General features: G+C 71.0%; 12 protein-coding genes. 4 read left to right on the plus strand and 8 right to left on the minus strand.

Annotated features, from left to right (window positions below; all coding sequences use genetic code 11):
• Window position 1: 1 nt before the first annotated feature.
• The 3 genes from C8E83_RS07975 to dapA all read right to left on the minus strand — a co-directional run bounded on the left by C8E83_RS07975 (window position 2) and on the right by dapA (window position 5,779).
• Window positions 2–2,938: a DNA translocase FtsK gene (locus tag C8E83_RS07975; protein WP_121369232.1), complete on the minus strand. Its 2,937-nt coding sequence runs from the start codon at window positions 2,936–2,938 to the stop codon at window positions 2–4.
• A gap of 103 nt (window positions 2,939–3,041) precedes the next feature.
• Entirely contained in the window at window positions 3,042–4,718 is a 1,677-nt protein-coding gene (locus C8E83_RS07980; protein WP_121369233.1) for a ribonuclease J, read from the minus strand.
• 83 nt (window positions 4,719–4,801) lie between these two features.
• A complete protein-coding gene (gene dapA / locus C8E83_RS07985; protein ID WP_121369235.1) occupies window positions 4,802–5,779 on the minus strand; it encodes a 4-hydroxy-tetrahydrodipicolinate synthase in 978 nt (325 codons plus the stop codon).
• A 118-nt stretch (window positions 5,780–5,897) separates the two neighbouring features.
• Here dapA and C8E83_RS07990 point away from each other — a divergent pair, with 118 nt between their 5' ends.
• A complete protein-coding gene (locus C8E83_RS07990; protein ID WP_121369236.1) occupies window positions 5,898–7,517 on the plus strand; it encodes a glycosyltransferase family 39 protein in 1,620 nt (539 codons plus the stop codon).
• Between the two features lie 9 nt (window positions 7,518–7,526).
• Here C8E83_RS07990 and thyX read toward each other — a convergent pair whose 3' ends face one another.
• Window positions 7,527–8,303: an FAD-dependent thymidylate synthase gene (thyX, locus tag C8E83_RS07995; protein ID WP_245981501.1), complete on the minus strand. Its 777-nt coding sequence runs from the start codon at window positions 8,301–8,303 to the stop codon at window positions 7,527–7,529.
• Between the two features lie 99 nt (window positions 8,304–8,402).
• On the opposite strand from thyX, the gene C8E83_RS08000 reads away from it, so the two are divergent.
• Window positions 8,403–9,296 carry a TIGR01777 family oxidoreductase gene (locus C8E83_RS08000; protein WP_121369240.1) on the plus strand — a complete coding sequence of 298 codons (894 nt, stop codon included), beginning with the start codon at window positions 8,403–8,405 and terminating at the stop codon, window positions 9,294–9,296.
• A gap of 17 nt (window positions 9,297–9,313) precedes the next feature.
• Here the strand turns inward: C8E83_RS08000 and C8E83_RS08005 are convergent, their stop codons facing one another.
• Both C8E83_RS08005 and dapB read right to left on the minus strand, forming a co-directional pair.
• Window positions 9,314–9,766, minus strand: a complete 453-nt coding sequence (locus tag C8E83_RS08005; RefSeq protein ID WP_121369242.1) for a hypothetical protein — start codon at window positions 9,764–9,766, stop codon at window positions 9,314–9,316.
• A 13-nt stretch (window positions 9,767–9,779) separates the two neighbouring features.
• Complete coding sequence (dapB, locus tag C8E83_RS08010) at window positions 9,780–10,529, minus strand: 4-hydroxy-tetrahydrodipicolinate reductase (RefSeq protein WP_121369244.1); 750 nt, start codon at window positions 10,527–10,529, stop codon at window positions 9,780–9,782.
• 35 nt (window positions 10,530–10,564) lie between these two features.
• Between dapB and C8E83_RS08015 the strand changes: the two genes are divergently transcribed.
• A complete protein-coding gene (locus tag C8E83_RS08015; RefSeq protein WP_121369246.1) occupies window positions 10,565–11,071 on the plus strand; it encodes a GNAT family N-acetyltransferase in 507 nt (168 codons plus the stop codon).
• A 25-nt stretch (window positions 11,072–11,096) separates the two neighbouring features.
• On the opposite strand, the gene C8E83_RS08020 is transcribed toward C8E83_RS08015, so the two are convergent.
• Window positions 11,097–11,699, minus strand: a complete 603-nt coding sequence (locus C8E83_RS08020) for a histidine phosphatase family protein (RefSeq protein ID WP_121369248.1) — start codon at window positions 11,697–11,699, stop codon at window positions 11,097–11,099.
• Window positions 11,700–11,713: 14 nt separating this feature from the next.
• Window positions 11,714–13,084 (minus strand): M16 family metallopeptidase, encoded by a 1,371-nt coding sequence (locus tag C8E83_RS08025; protein WP_121369249.1) that lies wholly within the window; start codon window positions 13,082–13,084, stop codon window positions 11,714–11,716.
• A 213-nt stretch (window positions 13,085–13,297) separates the two neighbouring features.
• On the opposite strand from C8E83_RS08025, the gene C8E83_RS08030 reads away from it, so the two are divergent.
• Window positions 13,298–13,921 carry a TetR/AcrR family transcriptional regulator gene (locus C8E83_RS08030; RefSeq protein ID WP_245981504.1) on the plus strand — a complete coding sequence of 208 codons (624 nt, stop codon included), beginning with the start codon at window positions 13,298–13,300 and terminating at the stop codon, window positions 13,919–13,921.

Genomic DNA, 13,921 nt, shown 5'->3' on the forward strand with positions numbered 1-13,921 from the left:
TCTAGTCTCGACCCGTGAGGCCCCAGGCGTCCTCCGAGTCGTCTTCGGACTCGTACTCGTCGTAGCCGCGGGTCATCTCCGCCACGGGGTCGTTCGCGTACCGGTCCTCCCCGGCCGACTTCGAGGGCGCAGGAGCAGACGACGGCGCGACGTCGTGAGCGTACCGGCCGTCGTCGACCGTCGGCCGGGCCGGAGCCGCCCCCGTGGGCGCCTCCTGCCCGCGGATCTTCGCGAGCACGCCGGGGAGCTGCTCGACGGTCACGAGGACGTCGCGCGCCTTCGACCCCTCGGACGGCCCGACGATGTCGCGGGACTCCATGAGGTCCATCAGGCGGCCTGCCTTGGCGAAGCCGACCCGCAGCTTGCGCTGCAGCATCGACGTCGAGCCGAACTGCGACGAGACCACGAGCTCGGCGGCCGCGAGCAGCAGCTCGAGGTCGTCGCCGATGTCGCCGTCGATCTCCTTCTTCTCGGCGACCGCCGCGACGTCGCTGCGGTACTCGGGCCGTGCCTGCTGCGTGACGTGCTTGACGACGGCCTCGATCTCGCTCTCCTGGACCCAGGCGCCCTGCACGCGCATGGCCTTCGAGGCGCCCATGGGCAGGAAGAGCCCGTCGCCGTGGCCGATGAGCTTGTCGGCGCCGGGCTGGTCGAGGATGACCCGGGAGTCCGTGACGCTGGTGACGGCGAACGCGAGGCGCGACGGGACGTTCGCCTTGATGAGACCGGTGACGACGTCGACCGAGGGGCGCTGCGTGGCCAGCACCAGGTGGATGCCGGAGGCGCGGGCCAGCTGGGTGATGCGCACCACCGAGTCTTCGACGTCGCGAGGGGCGACCATCATGAGGTCGGCGAGCTCGTCGACGACGACCAGGAGGTAGGGGTACGGCTTGAGCGTGCGCTCGGAGCCCTGCGGCAGCACGATCTCGTCGTTGATGACGGCCTTGTTGAAGTCGTCGATGTGGCGGAATCCGAACGACGCGAGGTCGTCGTACCGCATGTCCATCTCCTTCACGACCCACTGCAGCGCCTCGGCCGCCTTCTTGGGGTTGGTGATGATGGGCGTGATGAGGTGCGGCACGCCGGCGTAGATCGACAGCTCGACGCGCTTCGGGTCGACGAGGACCATGCGCACCTCGCTCGGCTTCGCCCGCATGAGCAGCGAGGTGATCATCGAGTTGACGAAGGTCGACTTGCCGGAGCCGGTGGACCCGGCGACGAGGAGGTGCGGCATCTTCGCGAGGTTGGCCACGACGTAGCCGCCCTCGACGTCTTTGCCGACGCCGATGGTCATCGGGTGGCTGGACTTCGTGGCCGCGTTCGAGCGCAGGACGTCGCCGAGCGACACGATCTCGCGGTCGGTGTTCGGGATCTCGACGCCGATGGCGCTCTTGCCCGGGATCGGCGAGAGGATGCGCACCTCGTTCGACGCGACGGCGTAGCTGAGGTTCTTCGAGAGCGCGGTGACCTTCTCGACCTTGACGCCCGGGCCGAGCTCGATCTCGTACCGCGTCACCGTCGGACCGCGCGAGAAGCCGATCACGCGCGCGTCGACGTTGAACTGCGTGAGGACGTCGGTGATCGCCGCGACGATCGCGTCGTTCGCCTCGCTGCGGGTCTTCGCCGGGTCGCCGGCGCTCAGCGTCGAGACGGCGGGCAGCCGGTAGGGGGCCTCGGGCGAGTCGCCGTGAGCGTCGAAGCTCGGCATGGCCTCCGCCTCGTCGGGCTCGAAGAAGTCGGCCGCGGCGTCGGAGGGGCCGAGGTTCGCCTCGGGGACGACCGGAACGACGGCTCCGGGAGCGACTGCGCCGGCGGCGGACGGGATGATCGTCGTCGGTGCGACCACGTTCTGGTGCGCCAACGCCTCCTCGGCGAACCCCAGGTCGCGAAGCACCTCGGTGTTCATGTCGTCGGGCGAGGCGGCGGTGCCGACCTCTGCCGCCGCGTCACCGCTGATGACGTCGGTGAACGACGGGTCGGCGCCCTTGCGACCGCGCTTCTTCGAGAGCGCCTCGGTCGGCCCCGTGCCGGTCAGCACCGGGGTGTCGTAGGCGGGGTCCTCCTCGCGGCCGCTCTTGTTGCGGCGCCACCAGGGCAGGTTGTCGTCGGGGGCGTCGAGCATCTCGCCGTCGTCGTCGGCCGAGTCCGACTTCTTGGAGCGCGATGCGCGCGCGGGCCGGTCGTCGTCGGAGTCGCCGTCGCCTTCGGCGGAGCGGGGCCCCTGCGCACCGAAGAGGTAGGCGTACAGCTCGTGCACGCGACGCGGGATGTGGTTCGGCGGGGTCTTCGTGACGATCAGGATCGACAGCGCGAGCACGATGCAGATGATGGGCACGGCCACGTACGCCGTGAGCAGGTTCACCATCCACGACGCCACCACCCAGCCGAGGATGCCGCCGGCACCGGCGAGACCGACGATGCCGTCGGACGCGACGGGCCGCCCACCGAAGATGTGGCACAGCCCGGAGATGGAGATGACCCCGAGGCCGACGCCGATCCCGATGCGCGTGTTGTCGTGGACGGACGCCGGGTGCCGGAAGAGCCAGCCCGCGAAGACGACCATGATGACCGGCAGCGCGTACGCCACGCGACCGAACAGGCCGCCGAACGTGTAGTGGTCGAGCGCCTGAGCGATCGGGTCGCCGGGGTTCAGCCACTCGACGATCGCGCCGGCGATGGCGAGGAGCACCAGGAAGAACGGAACGCCGTCGCGACGCTCGGACGCGTCGAGCGCCTCGCGCCCGAAGACGCGGAAGGCGCCGCCGACGAGGTGGGCGAGACCGAGCCACGCACGCGTGCCGAGGTCTGGTCCGTGGTCGACGGTCACGGTCTGCTTGGGCAGGCGCTTCGTCGGCGCGGCGCCGCCTCGCGGGGCGCGGCCACCGGACTTCGGGGCGTGAGCGCGGGCGCGCGACGACGGCTTGGTGCTCGTGGGCATGCGGCAAAAGTACCGCCTGCCCCTGTCGTTTCCGCTGATCCTGCGCGCGTGTTCGTCACTTGAGTCACACGCGTCACACAGCGGAAACGCAGGGTGGAGCAGGCTACGCCGAGATCACGACCGGGACGATCATCGGGCGGCGGCGGTGCTGCGTGTTCACCCAGCGGCCCACCGTGCGGCGGACGACCTGGCTGAACGCGTGCGTGTCGCGGGTGCCGTTCTCGGCCGCCTCGGTGAGCGCGGCGATGATCTTCGGCCGGACGGTGTCGAAGACCGACTCGTCTTCGGCGAACCCGCGCGACTGGATCTCCGGCCCGACCACCACGCGACCCGTTGCCGGGTCGATCGCGACGAAGACGGAGATGAACCCCTCTTCCGCGAGCACACGGCGGTCCTTCAGGTCGGCGTCGGTGATCTCGCCGACGGTCGAGCCGTCGACGTAGACGAAGCCCAGGTCGAGCTGGCCCACGACCTCGGCGACGCCGTCGCGAAGGTCGACGACGATGCCGTCCTGGCCGGTGATGATGTTCTTCCGCGGCACTCCGGTCCGCTCGGCGAGGGCGGCGCTGGCGAAGAGGTGACGGTGCTCGCCGTGGACGGGCATGACGTTCTTCGGCCGGAGGATGTTGTAGCAGTAGAGCAGCTCGCCGGCGGCGGCGTGACCGGACACGTGGACCTTCGCGTTGCCCTTGTGCACGACGTGCGCGCCCAGCTTCGTGAGGCCGTCGATGACGCGGTACACGGAGTTCTCGTTGCCGGGGATCAGGCTCGACGCGAGGATCACGGTGTCGCCCTCGCCGATCTCGATCTGGTGCTCGAGGTTCGCCATGCGCGCGAGGACCGCCATCGGCTCGCCCTGGGACCCCGTCGACATGTAGACGATGCGGTCGTCGGGGAGGTCCTTCGCCTTCTTCGCGTCGATGAGGACGCCCTCGGGCACCCTGAGGTAGCCCAGGTCGGCGGCGATCGTCATGTTGCGGATCATGGAGCGCCCGAGGAAGGCGACGCGGCGTCCGTTCACGTGAGCGGCGTCGAGCACCTGCTGCACCCGGTGGACGTGGCTGGAGAAGCTGGCGACGACCACGCGGCGGGGCGCTCGGGCGATCACGTCGTCGAGCACCGGGCCGATGTCGCGCTCGAGGGCGGTGAAGCCGGGAACGTCGGCGTTGGTCGAGTCGGGCAGGAACAGGTCGACGCCCTCCTCCCCCAGCCGGGCGAAGGCGCGGAGGTCGGTGATGCGGTCGTCCAGCGGCAGCTGGTCCATCTTGAAGTCGCCCGTGTGGAGCACGAGGCCCGCACTGGTGCGGATCGCGACGGCGAGGGCGTCGGGGATCGAATGGTTGACCGCGATGAACTCGAGCTCGAACGGCCCCAGCTTCTCGATCTGACCCTCTTTGACGGCCATCGTGTAGGGGGCGATGCGGTGCTCTTTGAGCTTCGCCTCGACGAGGGCGAGCGTCAGCGTCGAGCCGAGCAGCGGGATGTCTTTCCGCAGCCTGAGGAGGTAGGGCACCGCGCCGATGTGGTCCTCGTGGCCGTGCGTGAGGACGACGCCGAGCACGTCGTCGAGACGGTCGGTGATCGGAGAGAAGTCGGGCAGGATCAGGTCGACGCCGGGCTGGTGCTCTTCGGGGAAGAGCACGCCCGCGTCGACGACGAGGAGCTTGCCGTCGATCTCGTAGACGGTCATGTTGCGGCCGATCTCGCCGAGGCCGCCGGTCGGGATCACCCGCAGCGTGCCCTTCTCGAGAGCGCGCGGAGTCTGAATGGTTGTGGGCATCTGTTCCTTGGGTGTGATGATGTGAGGCCTCTCGCCTCCGGTGTGAGTCAGGGGGCCGCGGCAGGAGCCGACGCGGCCGGGTGTCAGCGCGTGGTGCCGTGCACCTTGGGCAGGGCGCCGCCGGCGGCCGCGTTGCGGTCGGGGCGGAACCTCGAGAAGTCGACGCCGGGGATCTCCCCGACGAGAGACAGCTCGTCTTCGATGAGGGCGGCCTCGGAGTCTTCGGGGCCGACGAGCGGGAGCCGCACGCGGGGGCTCGAGATGCGGCCGAGGCCGTGGAGGATGTACTTCGCCGCGACGGTGCCGGGCACGTGGGTCATGACCGCGCGCACGAGCGGCTCGAGCTGCTGGTGCGCGGCGGTGGCGGTCTTCAGGTCGCCGGCGTTCACCGCGTCGACGATCGTGCGGTAGGGCGCCGCGGCGATGTTCGCCGTGACGCCGATGAGGCCGGTGGCGCCGATCGCGAGGTGCGGGAGCACGTTCGAGTCGTCGCCCGAGAAGTACATGAGGTCGGTCTGGTTGAGCACGCGGCTGACCTCGGAGAAGTCGCCCTTGGCGTCCTTCACGGCGACGATGTTCGGGTGCTTGGCGGCACGCAGGATCGTCTCGTACTTGATCGGGATGCCGGTGCGGCCCGGGATGTCGTACAGGATGACCGGCAGGTCGGTCGCGTCGGCGATCATGCGGAAGTGCGTGAGCACGCCGGCCTGGGTGGGCTTGTTGTAGTACGGCGTGACGATCATGACGCCGTCGGCGCCGGCCTTCTCGCTCGCCTTGTAGAGCTGGATAGCGTGCGCGGTCTCGTTCGAGCCGCCGCCCGTGATGATCTTGGCTCGGCCGTCGGCCACCGACTTGCCCACCTCGACCAGGCGGAGCTTCTCGGGGTCGGTGAGAGTGGAGGTCTCACCCGTCGTGCCGGTGACGACGATGCCGTCGGCCCCCTGCCGGATGCAGTCGTCGATGTGCTTCTCGACGCCGGGCCAGTCGACTTCGCCGTCGGCGGTGAACGGGGTGACGAGAGCGACGAGGACCTGCCCGAAAGGGTTCTGGATGTTCGACACGCCTCCAGGATATCGGCACCGGCGCCGCCCCCGACGACGAGGGCGAAACTGCCCCTTGTGCGCCCCGGGGGTCGCACCTACGGTGTCCCTACCCGAGCAACACTTCCAAGGATGTCTCGTGACGCTTGCAGCGCCCCCGATCGATGCGGTCCCGAAGCCCGCGATCCGGACGCCGACCCTCGTCGGCGTCCTCCCCGTCGTGCCCGCCGTCGTCGGGGCCGTCGTCGCGGCGCCGTACCTGCCGGCCTCCCTCTGGCGGGACGAGGCGGCGACGGTCAGTGCCGCCCACCGGACCCTGCCGCAGCTGGTGCACCTGCTGGGGCACGATGATCCTGCGCTCGCCCTGTACTACCTGGTGATGCACGTGTGGGTCGCCATCGCGGGCACCGGCGAGATCGCCCTGCGCCTGCCGTCGTTCGCGGCCGCGATCGCCGCCGTGCTCGTGATCGGCGCGCTCGCTCGGCGCATCGCCGGGCCCTGGGCGGGCGTGGCCGCGAGCGTGCTTCTGACCGTGTCGCCCGGATTCTTCACGCTCTACGCGGTCGACGCCCGGCCGTACGCCCTCGTGGTCCTGTGCGTGACGGCCAGCGCGTACGTCGCGCATCGACTGGGGGCCGCAGGAGCCGAGATGCCACCCCGGTCGCGAACCCTCCTGCTGGCCGCGTGGTCGGTCCTCGCCGCCGCCACCATCGGCCTCGAGGTGCTCGCCGCGCCCGCGGTGCTGCCACAGGTCGTCTGGCTGTTCGGCGTGGGGCGACGTCGCACGGGGTCGAGAGTCTCTCGGACGAGCGTGACGGTCGCCCTGATCCTGCCAGTCCTCACGGGCCTGGCGGGGCTGTACATGGCCCAGCGCGGCAGCGAGCTGCAGAGCTGGGTGCTGCCGGTGTCGAAGCGGCAGGTGCTGTCGAGCCTGGTCGGGCTGGCGACGCCCATGGGCCTGGCTCTGGTCGTGCTGGCGATTCCCGGGCTCCTGCTGGCACGTCGTCTCGTCGAGGACGACGCTCGACGGCGCGGCGTCGTCGCCGCGATCGTGGCTCTCGCCTGGGCGCTTCTGCCGCCGCTCGCTCTGCTCGTGTACTCGAAGGTGTTCGCGCCGTCGTACGTGCCGCGCTATTACCTGAGCGCTGTGCCGGGGGCCGTGCTGCTGGTCGCTCTCGTCTTCGCGGGGTCGCTCCGAGGCGTGCTCGAGGCGAGGCTCGTCGGGCTCTCCGCAGGCCTGCGACGCGCGGGTGCCGCGCTGCTCGCGATCGCCGCCGTCGTCGCGGTCGTCTACCCGGTCACGCACTCGGCTTACGCGGCGAACCCCGACGCCGAGGACCTCCGGGGCACGGCGGCCTGGATCGAGAGCCATGCGAGCGCCGACGACGGGATCGTCTACTCGCCCACCTACGCCGAGGCCGGCGTCCGCTGGTACCTCGGGGACTCGGCGCCGAAGGGGCCGCCGAACCTGCAGGCGCAGCCCGCGACGTCGGCCATCGCGGCCGGGTCGCTGTGGACGCCGACGACGTCGACGACCGACGCCGCCACGGTTCTCCGCGGGGTGCAGCGCGTGTTCGTCGTCGGCTACGCCGGGAAGCAGCGCTGGGTTCCGGTGCCGGACGTCGGCACGCCCGTCGCCGCCGAGATCGAGCAGTGCTGGACGCGCGTGGCCGGCCGGACGTCGGGGCCCGACGCGAGCGGCATCCGCGCGACGCTCTGGGAGCGCCCCGCCTCGAGGAAGCCGGGCTGCTCGATCTGACGCGCGGCGCTACGGCGCGACGCGGCCGTTCTTCTCGAAGGCGGCGTAGGTGAGGGGCATGAGGCCCTTCCAGAGGTCTTCCATCTTCTCGGCGCACATCTCGATCTCGCGCTGCGGGAACGACGGGAAGTGCGTGCCCTCGCGCTTCGTGCGGAGGCTGAGGAAGTTCATCAGCGAGCGGGCGTTCACGGTGACGTACATCGACGAGTAGATGTTGAGCGGCAGCACGATGCGCGCGACCTCCCGGGCCACACCGGCCTCGAGCATCTTGACGTAGGCCTCGTACGCGAGAGTGGTCGACGCCTTGGTGGCCTCGACGACCAGCTCGTACTGCTCGGGCGTGCCGGGCACGAAGTCGTACGCGCCGGGCTTGCCCTGCTGGACGAGGTTGCGCGACTCGGCAGGCACGTAGAACACGGGGTTGAGCTCGCGGTAGCGGCCGGACTCTTCGTTGTAGGAGGCCATGCGGTGCCGCATGAACTCGCGGAACACGAAGATCGGCGCCTGCACGTAGAAGGTCATCGAGTTGTGCTCGAACGGCGAGCCGTGGCGGTCGCGCATGAGGTAGTTGATGAGCCCCGCGCCCTTGGTCGCCTGCTGGCCGTCGGCGTCGGCCTGGGCGCCCTCCAGGGTCTGCTCGCCCATGGTCGACACGCGCGCCGCGAAGAGCACGTCGGAGTCGTGGGCGCTGGAGCGCACGAGCTCGACCGTCACGTCGGAGCGGTACTCGATGCGGTCGGCGGGAGCTGTGGGGGCGGCTGCGGTCTCGGTCACGTCTTCAGGCACAGCAGAACTCTATCCACCGGCGCCGACATTCCCGCCCGGACTCACCCGGTCGACCCGAGGCTGCGACGCCTACTCTGAGAGGCCGACGAAAGGCAGCACATGGCAGGGCAGACCGTACTGATCGCAGGAGCCTCCGGGCTGATCGGCACGGAGGTGACCGCCCAGTTGAGGCGGGCGGGCCACGAGGTCCTCACCCTCGTGCGTCGGCCGACCACGAACCGCAGCGAGTTCACCTGGTCGCCCTCGGCCGGGATCGTCGACTACAACCTCCTCGATCGCGCCGACGCCGTCATCAACCTCTCCGGCGCGTCGCTCTCGAAGCTCCCGTGGACCAAGAGCTACCGAGGTGAGATCCGCGACTCGCGGGTCGACGCCACACGCACGCTCGCGCAGGCCATGCACCACGCCGTGAACCCGCCGGCGACCTTCCTGAGCGGCTCGGCCGTCGGCTTCTACGGCGACCGGCCGCTCGACGTCCTCACCGAGGAGTCGTCGCGAGGCACCGGATTCCTCTCCGACGTCGTCGTCGACTGGGAGGCCGAGGCGCACCGGGCGCCGGAGTCGACGCGCGTCGCGACCTTCCGCACGGGCGTGGTCATCGGGCCCGGGGGTGCGATGAAGCCGCTGCTCGCCCTGACCCGCGCCTTCCTCGGCTCGCGGCTCGGATCGGGCGCCCAGATCTGGCCCTGGATCTCGCTCCACGACGAGGCCGCCGCGATCGTCCACCTGCTCACCAGCGAGCTGTCCGGGCCGGTCAACCTCGCGGGCCCGGTGCCGGCCACGAGCGACCGGCTCACCGCGCTCACCGCCAAGGCGCTGCATCGCCCGTACCGCCTCGCCGTCCCCGAGTTCGCGATCCGGGCCCTCCTCGGCGACGCCGGCCAGGAGATGCTCCTGTCGAGCCAGAAGGTCGTGCCCGAGAAGCTTCTCGCCGACGGCTTCGAGTTCCGAGACCAGACGGTCGAGAAGGCGCTGGAGGCGCTGCTCGACTAGCTGGAGGCGCCGCTCGACTAGGCGGCGACGCGACTGACGCGACGCAGCCGCATCGAGCGCCGGATCGCGCCGCGCGCCCGGCGGCGGTCGCCGCAGGCGTCGTACGCGAGACCCAGGCGGAACCAGGCCCGCCAGTCGTCGGGCGCCGCGCGGACGGCGTCTGCGTAGCCGGGGAAGGCCGCGTCGGCGGCCTCGCGCTCGTAGCGGCCGCTGGGGCGCTTCGGCACGTCGTCGACGGGCAGCTCCCCCTCCGCCGCGAGCTGCTTCACCATCTTCTCGGTCAGGATCCCGAACCGGATCTCGACGAGGAGCGCGTAGACGCCGATGATCGGCAGCACGATGAGCGCGATGCCGAGCACGACGGCGATCGGCTCGCCCGCGCGGACGAACAGCACCGCGCGCTGACCCACGAGCACGAGATACAGCGCCAGCACGACGCACATGACGATGGCGGCGACGCGCCCCTTCATCGGCCGGCCCCGCTCACGCGCGCTCGGACGACGGCCCGAGGGGCAGGACCCGGTCGAGGCCGACGACTACGCCCGTCACGGTGGGTGCCGCGGCCAGAGCGACGCGGATGCCCTGCTCGTACGCCGTCTGCGAGGTCGTGTCGTGGACGAGCGAGAGCGTCTCGCCCGCGCCGCCGAACACGACCTCCTGCCGGGCTTCGATGCCGGGCAGACGGAGGCTGTGGACCGGGACGCTGGCGACCTGCTGCCCGCGAGCCCGCTGGTCGACGTGAGGCGCGCGCACCGGGCCGAGGTCGCGGCGGGCGTCGGCGACGAGCTCGGCCGTGCGGATCGCCGTGCCGGACGGCGAGTCGACCTTGCCGGGGTGGTGCGTCTCGACGATCTCGACCGACTCGTAGAACCGGGCGGCCATCGTGGCGAACATCGTCGCGAGCACCGATCCGACCGAGAAGTTCGGCACCACGAGGACGCCGGGGCCGCCCACCTCGGCGACGACCGTGCCGAGCGCGGCGAGCCGGGGCTCCGACCAGCCGGAGGTGCCGACGAGAACGGGGATTCCGGCGCGCACGGCCCGCTCGACGATGCCCGGGCTCACCGCGGGCACCGTGACGTCGACGACGAGGTCGGCGCCCTCGATGCCTGCGAGGTCGTCGCGGCTGGAGAGCCCCGCGTGCAGCTCGTGGTCGGCGCTCTCGTCGATGAGGCGGACGAAGAGGCGGCCCATCCGGCCGGTGGCACCGACGACGGCGACGCGAACAGTCATGCCCCCAACCTACCGGCTCGCTACGATCGGTCGACGTGCTGCAGTTCCGAGAGACCCCTGTCGACGACCCCGAGGCGCACGCGCTCCTCGAGGCCTACTTCGCCGAGCGCGTGGCGACCTTCCCCGATCCTGCCGGCTACACCACCCGCTACCCCGACCCGGCGGCGTTCGTGCCGCCCGAGGGCGTCTTCCTGCTGATCGACCTGGAGACCGGCGGGGCGCAGGAGCAGCCGGAACCCGTCCGGGGCGTCGCGTGCGGCGGCATCCGGCGCCTGCCGCCCCTGGCCGACGGGCGCGTGCGGTACGAGGTGAAGCACCTGTATGTGGCGCCGGGCGGCAGGGGGCGGGGACTGGGTCGGATCCTGCTGGCCGAGCTGGAGCGCCGCGCGGCGGACCTGGGCGCCGACCTGATCGTGCTCGACACGAACGACAGCCTGCGGGCCGCCGGCGGCCTCTACCGGTCGTCGGGGTATCGCACGACCGAGCCGTACAACGACAACCCGAACGCCACGACCTGGTACGCGAAGGACGTCGTCCGGTAGTCCCGGACCGGCGAAAGGTCGAGGGCTACAGCGGCTGCTCGACCGGGAGCCCGGTGCGCAGCTCGACCGGCAGGTGGCCGAGGTCGTTGTGGGTCACGAGCTCCGGCGGCTTGGCCGACCGCACCCGGATGATCGTCAGGCCGCCGTTGGCCTGGTTGACGCCCATCCAGCGCCAGGCCGGCGCTCGGAAGACCTCGCGCACGAACCAGCCGATGACGAAGTTGTGGGTGATCAGCAGGTCGTGGCGGTCGTCGCGGGACGGGGTCAGCCACTCGGCGACCGCGTCGGCCATCTGCGCCTCGCCGGCCTCGATCTGCTCGTCGGTGATCCCGCCGTAGAACTGCTTGAACGCGCTCGGCATCTCGGGCGTGGGGCCCGAGGGGATGCAGTCGAAGAGGAGCGTCGACGGCTGCGGGTCGAGGGCGGGCATCAGCTCGGTCATGATGCGCGCGGTCTCCGCCGCGCCCTGGAGCGGCGAGTGCCAGGCGCCCGAGAACGGCACGCCGCCGAGGCGCTCGGCGATGAGCCGCGCCTGCCGCTTGCCCCGTTCGGAGAGGGGACCGTCGGGAAGCCCGTACTCCGCATCCTGCTGCTCGCCGTGCCGGACGAGGTAGAGGTAGTGCGACACTCCCGCCTCCTGATTCACTGCATCGCCGATGGCGACGCTGCCACCGGGAGGACGGTCGTGGTGTCGAAATCCTCGGGTGAGACGTCGCCGACGACCACCGTGGACACTACGCCGGACCGGAGCTCGCGAGCGAGGCTCTGTACCCCCTCGGGCGTGACGGTGCCGAGGCGGGACAGCGACTCGTCGAGGTCGACGAACTCGCCGGTCGAGATCTCCGCCCGGCCGAGGCGGTTCATGCGCGTGTCGCTGTCCTCAAGCGCCAGCGCCGCGGCGCCGCCGAGCATGCCGAGGGAGCGCGCGAGCTCGCGCTCGGTGATGCCCGACTCGGCGATCCGGTCGAATTCGGCCAGCAGGAGCCGGGAGACCTCCGGCGCGTTGCGAGGCGCGCACCCCGCGTACAGCCCGAACAGCCCCGCGTCGGAGTAGCTCGGGGTGAACGAGTACACGGAGTAGGCGAGGCCGCGCTTCTCCCGGACCTCCTGGAACAGCCTCGACGACATGCCGCCGCCTAGGACCGCGTTGAGGATGCTGAGGGTCGGGCGCCGGGCGTCGGTGAGGGCGAGACCCGGTACCGCGTGCATGACCGTCGCCTGCTCCAGCGGCCTGGACAGGATCGTGACGCCTGCGCGCGAGGCGAGCTCGGCCGGCGCCGTCGACCGTCGCTGCACAGGCGCCGCGTTCGTGTCGGGCCAGCCGGCCCGCAGGAGGGCGGCCTCGATGCGGCCCACGAGGAGGTCGTGGTCGACGGCCCCCGCGACGGTGACGACCAGGTCTTGCGGGCGGTAGTTCGCCCGGTAGTGGCTCAGCACGTCGTCGCGGCGGGCCTCGCGGATGCTCTCCGGCGAGCCGCCGATGGGGCGGCCGAGGGGGTGGTCGCCGAGCACCGACTCGAACAGGCGCTCGGAGCCGATGTCGCCGGCGTCGTCGGCCGCCTCGGCGAGCTCGTCGAGGATCACCCCGCGCTCGACCTCGAACTCGTCGGCGTCGAGCACCGAGGAGGTCACCATGTCGGCGAGGACGTCGACGGCCATGTCGACGTCGACGTCGCGGACCTTGGCGTAGTAGCAGGTGTACTCCTTCGCGGTCGCGGCGTTGTGCTCGCCGCCGACCGACTCGAAGCTCACCGAGATGTCGAACGCCGACCGGGTCGGGGTGCCTTTGAACAGCAGGTGCTCGAGGAAGTGCGTCGAGCCTCGCTCGGTGTCGCCTTCGTCGCGGGAGCCGACGGCCACCCAGAAGCCGACCGTCGCGCTCCGGGCGCCGCCCATCCGCTCCGAGAGGATCCGCACGCCCGTGGGGAGGATGCTCCGCCGCACGCGTTCGTCCGCCGAGACGTCGAACGCCAGCTCGACCTGGTCGAGGGGCAGGGGAACCGGTCCATTCATCGTCATCGAGCCTACGGGATGCATGACACCCGAACTGGGGTACGCCGAAAGAGGACAGACACACCTGTCTGTTTGTCCTCTTTCTGCTAGTGTCATGTCACCGATCGGCGCCTCCCCTAGCAGGCCCGGTCGGCGGCTCACAGACGTTCGTTGTCTGGCCGCTGTTTCCCCTGACGGCGGTCCCCGGCCGAATGATCCCCAAGGAGCCACGCTGTGACGGTCGAATTCCCCCCATCGGCCGTCCAGCGTTCCCTGGGGGAAGCCTCCCCCGCGCTCCAGCCGGGCCCCGGCGCGAAGCAGCGCGTCCTCGTGACCGCCGACCGCCTCTTCTACGACGAGGGCATCCGCACCGTCGGCGTCGACCGGCTCATCGCCGAGTCGAGCGTCACGAAGGCGACCTTCTACAAGCACTTCGGCGCGAAGGACAACCTCGTGCTCGACTACATGCGCCGTCGACGCGACGACGCCATGGCCACGGTCGACGAGATCCGCGCCGACGCCGGATCGCCGCTCGACGCCCTGCGCGAGCTCCTGGCGTCGATCTCCGACGAGATCCAGGCCCCAGGATTCCGCGGCTGCCCGTTCGTGAACGCGGCCGCCGAGTTCGCCGAGCCCGAGCACCCCGTGCGTCAGATCGTCGTGCAGCACCGCGAGTGGTACACCGATGCCCTCGTGACCCTGTTCCGCGAGGCCGGGCATCCGATGTCGGGCGACGCGGCCGACGAGTTCTACCTGGCCCGCGACGGCGCGATGGTGGCCGGCTACGCCGGCGACGCGATCGCCGCGACCTCGGCCATGGCGCGCGTGACCGAGCGACTCTTCGCCGACTGCGCCTGA

Source organism: Frondihabitans australicus (assembly GCF_003634555.1).
Taxonomy (GTDB): domain Bacteria; phylum Actinomycetota; class Actinomycetes; order Actinomycetales; family Microbacteriaceae; genus Frondihabitans; species Frondihabitans australicus.

Excerpts from the sequence above, each read along its gene's own strand:
- C8E83_RS07975 (WP_121369232.1), bottom strand. The coding sequence starts at position 2,938 with ATGCCCACGAGCACCAAGCCGTCGTCGCGCGCCCGCGCTCACGCCCCG.
- C8E83_RS07980 (WP_121369233.1), bottom strand. The coding sequence starts at position 4,718 with ATGCCCACAACCATTCAGACTCCGCGCGCTCTCGAGAAGGGCACGCTG.
- C8E83_RS08000 (WP_121369240.1), top strand. The coding sequence starts at position 8,403 with ATGGCAGGGCAGACCGTACTGATCGCAGGAGCCTCCGGGCTGATCGGC.
- C8E83_RS08005 (WP_121369242.1), bottom strand. The coding sequence starts at position 9,766 with ATGAAGGGGCGCGTCGCCGCCATCGTCATGTGCGTCGTGCTGGCGCTG.
- dapB (WP_121369244.1), bottom strand. The coding sequence starts at position 10,529 with ATGACTGTTCGCGTCGCCGTCGTCGGTGCCACCGGCCGGATGGGCCGC.
- C8E83_RS08025 (WP_121369249.1), bottom strand. The coding sequence starts at position 13,084 with ATGAATGGACCGGTTCCCCTGCCCCTCGACCAGGTCGAGCTGGCGTTC.